Below are 6,078 nucleotides of genomic sequence, written 5' to 3' on the forward strand. Positions count from 1 at the left end.
TCGAAAGAAAAAGTGTTGTTTTTAGAACTGTTATTTGTTAGACTAAACATATAGGTTTCCTTTCTGATTGTGATTTTTTTGATGCTTATATCATAAAGGGGAACCCTTTTTTTGTCCAGTCATATGTCTCACCCAATGGGTGAAAATCAAAAATTTCTAGAAACCTTGATCTATCAGGGATTCTGGAAGTTTTTTTAGTTATCTATGAATAATTCGGGTTTTTACATCCCTGGATAAAGCTTGGCTTTTCAGACAGTATGTCATTACAATACTATTTGCTATTTTTTTCACATACATTCAATCATCAGATAACTTATCTCTACCTTATGTGATTCTTTGTACACTATTAAATCCATTTGCTCGATTCCTATGGTTATCGATCATGGACTTCTTTTTTGGTGGAACAGGCCTTTTCTATACAACAACGTTATCGCGGATGGTCCTCATTAAAGTGCTAACCTATGCGATTATTTGGATTTTCTCACCAATTCTTGCACCAATTGGATTAATTTATCTCTATTTCCGCGTTAATAGATTAAATAGATAGGGTAGATTTTTCAAACCATCTAGGAGACATTATGAAATTTAACAGAAAACAAATTTTTTCAATTCGAAAGACTTTATTAGGAGTTGGGAGTGTTTTAATCGCTCTGTCCTTTTTAGGACAGTCGGTGTCTGCAGATGAAGTCCTTGAGCCGGTAAATAACTCTACAGAGTTGGTTGCTACATCTCAGCAAAACTCCGCAGTCCCTGAACCGAAAGTAGAAACAACAGTTATTCCGGCAACAACGGAATATGTGGCGGATGAAACGCTTGAAGTTGGTCAAAGCCAGGTGCAGACACCTGCAGTTGATGGAAAAACCGAGCAAATTACAAGCTACAAGCAGCAGGAGACGGTTGTGGATCCGGTCGACCAGTCAGCCAAGGATGCCATGGCTGCGACGGATTACAAATATGGTCCAAGTGATTTCTACCATCTGGATACGACCCAAGAAAAACCTAGCGATCAGATTGTGATTGACAAGCTCTTTTCAGATGTCCAACCAATGACTTTAGAGGAAGTCAAAAACAACAGCTCCATTCGGGATATGGTGACAGGTGGCGAGTATACAATCAATGAGTGGTCTAGGAATGGTGTTACAGATCGTCATGGTTTACTGAAACTCACGAGTCTTGATCCAAATAAGGAGGACATCTACCTTCCTACGGAAAGTATCGATCCTCAAAATCCAGCTTTCCAACTTCTCTTAAAAAACTATAGTTTTATCGGTACAAGTTCAAGAAATTATTCTTCAACTCCGTGGACAGATGATTTGCAGGGAGAGGATAGCGAAGCTCTTCGGAAAGCAATATATGAGGAATTAGCTAAAAAGGCATCTGAAAATTTAGCCAATCTTGCAGGCTTTCGTTATATCAATGATTTAGTCGGTGAAGGTAGTGATGAAGCAACAGCCCTTAAAGGCTATTTTACCAGTCAACTCCCCATTACGGAGCAACTCTATGCGGATGCCAGGGCTGACTATGAACGCTTCCTACTTGGTGTCAAAGAAGCAGAAATGCAAGAGAGAGTATCTGTGGGTGCTCGTTATGATCCTAAAACACAGTCTGGAAAAGATTACATAATTTTAAATCCCGTAATCCGTGTTGCTCGTCATGCCTTTGAGACGATTACTCAGCGTTACAATGCATCAAAGGGCTATACTCAACTTCCAATTAGTTTTGAAGATGCTTTCCTAACAAGCGAGCAGCAAGAAGCATTAATCAAGAAGTTATTCGATCTACCTGATGAACTTAAGTCTCATATCTTAAAAATAGTTGTGACTGGCGAAGAACTTGAGTCAGGAGGAAATGTGCTTGGAATTAACTATTGGGCTAGCAACGATATCTAGCTTCGGAATTTTATGGAAAGAGAATTCACTGTACCTACTAATCAGGGTGAGAAGATAATTAGCCTCTCTGTTCCTCAACCTTTCGACCTCTTTGATACTTTCCTCCATGAACTGGGCCATGCGATTGATAATCAGTCAGGCAAAACAGTCTATGATTATAATGCTTATAAAGTAACAAATGAAACAGCTCAGAAAAACATACGGACGCAGGGCCGTTTATCCTACTCAGATGAATTTCTCAAAGTTTTTGAAGGGGACCTCTAAAAACCCCAGTTTTTCTTCAAATTTAATCACTCAAACCTTGATAAATCAACATTTAGATTTTCAGAAATTTAGTTTTTAGAGGTGCCCTGAAGAATATTTCTTAAATAAGGAAGATGTTCGGGATTATATCCGCTGGACACCGAGTGAGGCTTGGGCTGATTCCTTGGGTGAATACATCAACAAAAAATTGAACGGTATTGCTTATAGACGTTATAAGAAGATTGGGGATACTGTTTATAGCTATGCCCCTGCCTATGCCGGTTTGAATCCGGAATATGATGCCATGAAAGAGACGGTCTATGATGTCGGTTATAGTCCAGTTGAGGCTTCAGAATGGTACTGGGAAAGCATGTATCAGAAACTTTTTGTTCCGCAGATCTTGAAAGAAATCGTGGTCGATAAGGTTGAAACAAAAACAACGCCAGCCCAAAATGGGAAAGTTTTAGTTGGTACAAAACCCAAGGTTCAAGTAGAGGTACTTCCTTACCAAACCTACTATATTGCGGATGATACCAAAGACTATGGTTACCGTATTGAGATCGGGGGTGTTGATGGTCAAAAAATTACCACAACGACCTATGTCTTAGTTGGTCAAGAGGCGCAAGCCAATGAGCCGTCGATTCGCCAAGAAGCAGCCATTGATAAGGTTGTCACCTTGGGAACAAAAGTCAAACAAGCGCAGGTTGATCTAGTCGAGGTCCGTACTGTTTATCTCGATGACCAAAGTCTAGAGATGGGAACAGAGTTGGAAAAACAAGCAGGTTCCCAAGGCTATACCATGCGGACTGTAACCTATCGTCTAAACCCTGAGACAGGTGAGATTACAGAGACTGTTACAGATGTGGTGACACCGATGGTCGAGCGGATTGTGTTACGTGGCAGCAAGTCAGTTCTTATTGTGGAAACAGAAGTCTTACCAACTGTTAAAGACAATCCAAATCCTCTTCCTAAAGCAGAGGTGGTTCAAACGCTCCATAAAGATCCAGTAACCACAGCTGAGCAACCGATTTTGACAGCAACTGTTTCTAAGTTTAATCAAGGAACAGCACCAAGCTCTAGCAAAGAGACTGCTCTGCCAAAGACAGGCTCAACAAGTGGACTAGCATTAAGTTTGCTAGGAACGGTTCTATTGGCTTTGGGACTAGCTGGAAAAAAGGAAGTTGAATAGATTCTCAATTTTAAATTTTTATAGAAAACAGCACTTATTGGAGATTAGAAGAAAATGAAAAAATATAGCACTCTTGGTCTATTGCTTACCTGTAGCCTCCTGCTTGGGGCTTGCCAATCAAATCAGTCTCAAGCTCCCGCAAGCAGTTCAACAGAGCAAAGCAGTAGTCAGGCTCAAACAAAACAAACGCAATCAGCGAGCTCAACAGCTCCCTCCAGCAGTCAGGTCGAATCAAGCAAGGCATCATCTTCAAGTCCAACCGAACAATCTAGCAGCCAATCAGAGACGAAAGAAAGTTCCTCTGAGACTAAGGAAGCCAAGGAATTGGATTATGACCAGTTGTATGCAGAGACCTTAACCAAGATTAAAGCAGACCCTGACAATAAGGTGAGTCATTATGTCTTTTATGACATTGATGGAAACGGTACAAAGGAGCTCTTAACCGGTGTCTCATCAAACAATGAGCAAGCGCAGGCAGTAGCCATCTATTATCTTAAGAATGGGGTATCCACCTATTTGGCTCATTCTGAAGTTCAACCTGTGGGCGGTGGCCGCGCTGGTTTTCAGATTAATTCGGATGGTACTGTGACCCAGCTGCAGTGGTTATCGCAAAATGGTGAGGGAATGCAAACAACCTACAAGTTAGCTGCCGATAACAGTGGTGCTTCCGTAATTGAAGAAAAGCCCTTTAAAGTTGGGCAGGATGTTCCCACTGATACAGGCTTGGATTTAACAAATTTTGACTGGCAACCGCTAAGTGTACCAGCAGTGATTCCAGAAGCTGCCCCAGCAGCTGCTAAGGAAATGAATCTTGACGCCATTCGTGCAGGTGACTATTCGAGCTTATATGGCACCTGGGCACAACCGAATGGCGAGACCATTGTCTTTGATGCGTCGAGCTTTGGGACAGGGAGCAGTCAAATTCACTATGTAAAAGATCTAAATGGTAGCCTGATGTTTGGCTACAATCTTCCATCAGGTGGATTGACCTTCATTCCAAAAGGAGTTGAATTTGGGGACTCGGATGCTAGTCGTGAACGTTACAATGTTCTGAGTGTATCAACAGGTAGTGTCCACGAGAATATGTACTATCGGGTAGATTAGTCATTTAAGGTGCTGTGTACCTACAATTTGCTGGTGCTTATATCAATGACAGAAGTCGGGAAAGTTTTACAGATTATTTTGAAGGAGAATTGTTTATGGATGTCAGTCAAGTTGGAAGCTACGTCGATAAAATCAAGGAATTTACATTAAAGAATAAGGTTGCAGTTGCTGCAGCTACTGCAGCAGTCCTAGTATTAGGCGTTGGTTATCAGGTTTACCAGTCACAACCTAAGAGTTTAGTTGCTGCGGTTCAGGTGGAGTTTACCGGATATGATGGATTTGGTGAACTTAGTTATGACTCCAAAGAAATTAGCAAAGAAATTCAACGAATTGCTTATCGAAGTGCGGGCTTTAATAAAAATCAAACAGAAGATTTGGTGAATCAAGATGCGGTCGTTTTATCAGAGGTTTATGCAGATGCATCCTTGGGTCAGAAATATCAGAAAGCTGCGGCAATGATTTCCAGTGTTTCTTATAAATTTGACAAGCGTTCTGAATTGAGTAATGGCGATAAGGTAACTTTGACCGTTAAAACCTCTTCAAGTAAGTCTCCAATTAAGGAAGAGTCCAAGGAATTTAAAGTAGAGGGGCTTAAGAAAACAGAAACCATCTCCACAAAAGCCTTGCTGGAAGAATATCCTGTTACTTTTTCCGGATTTAATAACTATGGTAAAGTGGAATTACCAGAAGATGAGGATGGTTACGACTTCTTTACTGTTTCAGGGGAGAAGAGCAATTACAAAAATGGCGATAAGGTTCAATTAACGGTTTCGCCATCCTATGTATCAAATCTGCAAACAGAGGGCAAGAAGTTAGAGGCGACTGAGATTGAAGTCGAAGTGGACGGTTTGAAAGAGATCTCGGCTATTTCTAATCTTGCTGAGGCACTGGCTAAAAATGAGCTTTATGCTAAATCTCAACATCAAAACACGGATTTTACGACCTATACACTGGAAAAACAAAAAGACTACATTTCCTATCAAGTTCCATTTTTTAATAAGACAGAAGCTGGTCAGGTTTATGTAGTGTCTGTTTATAAAATTAATAAAGCAACTAAGTATAACAATAGTGTACAGTATGCTTATTACGGTTATAGATACTACGTAAATGCTGATAACAGTCTTGATTTGGAAACGGCTAATAAAGTTTCTGGATTTAGTACACAAGATTATGCAAATCTTCGTGCTAGATTAGAGACAGACGGCTACAAAGAATATAAGGTGGCTGATAAGGAGTAGGACAAGAAGCTTCAAAATAGAAACACCGAGCATTTCCAACTTACGGAACTGCTCGGTTTTTACATACTATAATGATAAGTGCTAGTTCATTCTAATAATGAAAATAATTTTTTAATTCCACTTGCAACAAACAGCCACATCACTTATACTATATGTGTATATAAAAGGAGAATCCTTTTTTCACAACCATCTATATGAAATGGAGGAAGAGTGATGGCTTATATCTTGTTTACTTATGCCTTACTGCTAACAATTTTCAGTTTCTACGGCTATGAGAGTGTACAATATCTTGTGTAAACGCAAAAAAGGAATAAATCCTGCTATAGTAGAGTTAGACTAAAAAATACTACTAGAAAGATTTATTCCCATGACCCAGTTTATCACAGATTTAACCACATTTCTAGCTAATCATTCA

Annotated in this window: 5 protein-coding genes; all 5 read left to right on the plus strand. The window is 40.0% G+C overall.

The window, feature by feature from the left end; translation table 11 throughout:
• Window positions 1-578 precede the first annotated feature (578 nt).
• The 5 genes from E5983_RS08315 to E5983_RS08335 all read left to right on the plus strand — a co-directional run bounded on the left by E5983_RS08315 (window position 579) and on the right by E5983_RS08335 (window position 5,663).
• Complete coding sequence (locus tag E5983_RS08315) at window positions 579-1,889, plus strand: YSIRK-type signal peptide-containing protein (protein WP_160333388.1); 1,311 nt, start codon at window positions 579-581, stop codon at window positions 1,887-1,889.
• 12 nt (window positions 1,890-1,901) lie between these two features.
• Window positions 1,902-2,153 (plus strand): hypothetical protein, encoded by a 252-nt coding sequence (locus E5983_RS08320; protein WP_160333384.1) that lies wholly within the window; start codon window positions 1,902-1,904, stop codon window positions 2,151-2,153.
• Window positions 2,154-2,340: 187 nt separating this feature from the next.
• Window positions 2,341-3,321: a G5 domain-containing protein gene (locus E5983_RS08325; protein ID WP_160333385.1), complete on the plus strand. Its 981-nt coding sequence runs from the start codon at window positions 2,341-2,343 to the stop codon at window positions 3,319-3,321.
• A gap of 54 nt (window positions 3,322-3,375) precedes the next feature.
• Entirely contained in the window at window positions 3,376-4,425 is a 1,050-nt protein-coding gene (locus tag E5983_RS08330) for a DUF6287 domain-containing protein (protein ID WP_160333386.1), read from the plus strand.
• Window positions 4,426-4,520: 95 nt separating this feature from the next.
• Window positions 4,521-5,663 carry a hypothetical protein gene (locus E5983_RS08335; protein WP_160333387.1) on the plus strand — a complete coding sequence of 381 codons (1,143 nt, stop codon included), beginning with the start codon at window positions 4,521-4,523 and terminating at the stop codon, window positions 5,661-5,663.
• Window positions 5,664-6,078 lie beyond the last annotated feature (415 nt).

This window comes from Streptococcus danieliae (assembly GCF_009767945.1).
Taxonomy (GTDB): Bacteria; Bacillota; Bacilli; order Lactobacillales; family Streptococcaceae; genus Streptococcus; species Streptococcus danieliae.

Excerpts from the sequence above, each read along its gene's own strand:
- E5983_RS08320 (WP_160333384.1), top strand. The coding sequence starts at position 1,902 with ATGGAAAGAGAATTCACTGTACCTACTAATCAGGGTGAGAAGATAATT.
- E5983_RS08330 (WP_160333386.1), top strand. The coding sequence starts at position 3,376 with ATGAAAAAATATAGCACTCTTGGTCTATTGCTTACCTGTAGCCTCCTG.
- E5983_RS08315 (WP_160333388.1), top strand. The coding sequence starts at position 579 with ATGAAATTTAACAGAAAACAAATTTTTTCAATTCGAAAGACTTTATTA.
- E5983_RS08335 (WP_160333387.1), top strand. The coding sequence starts at position 4,521 with ATGGATGTCAGTCAAGTTGGAAGCTACGTCGATAAAATCAAGGAATTT.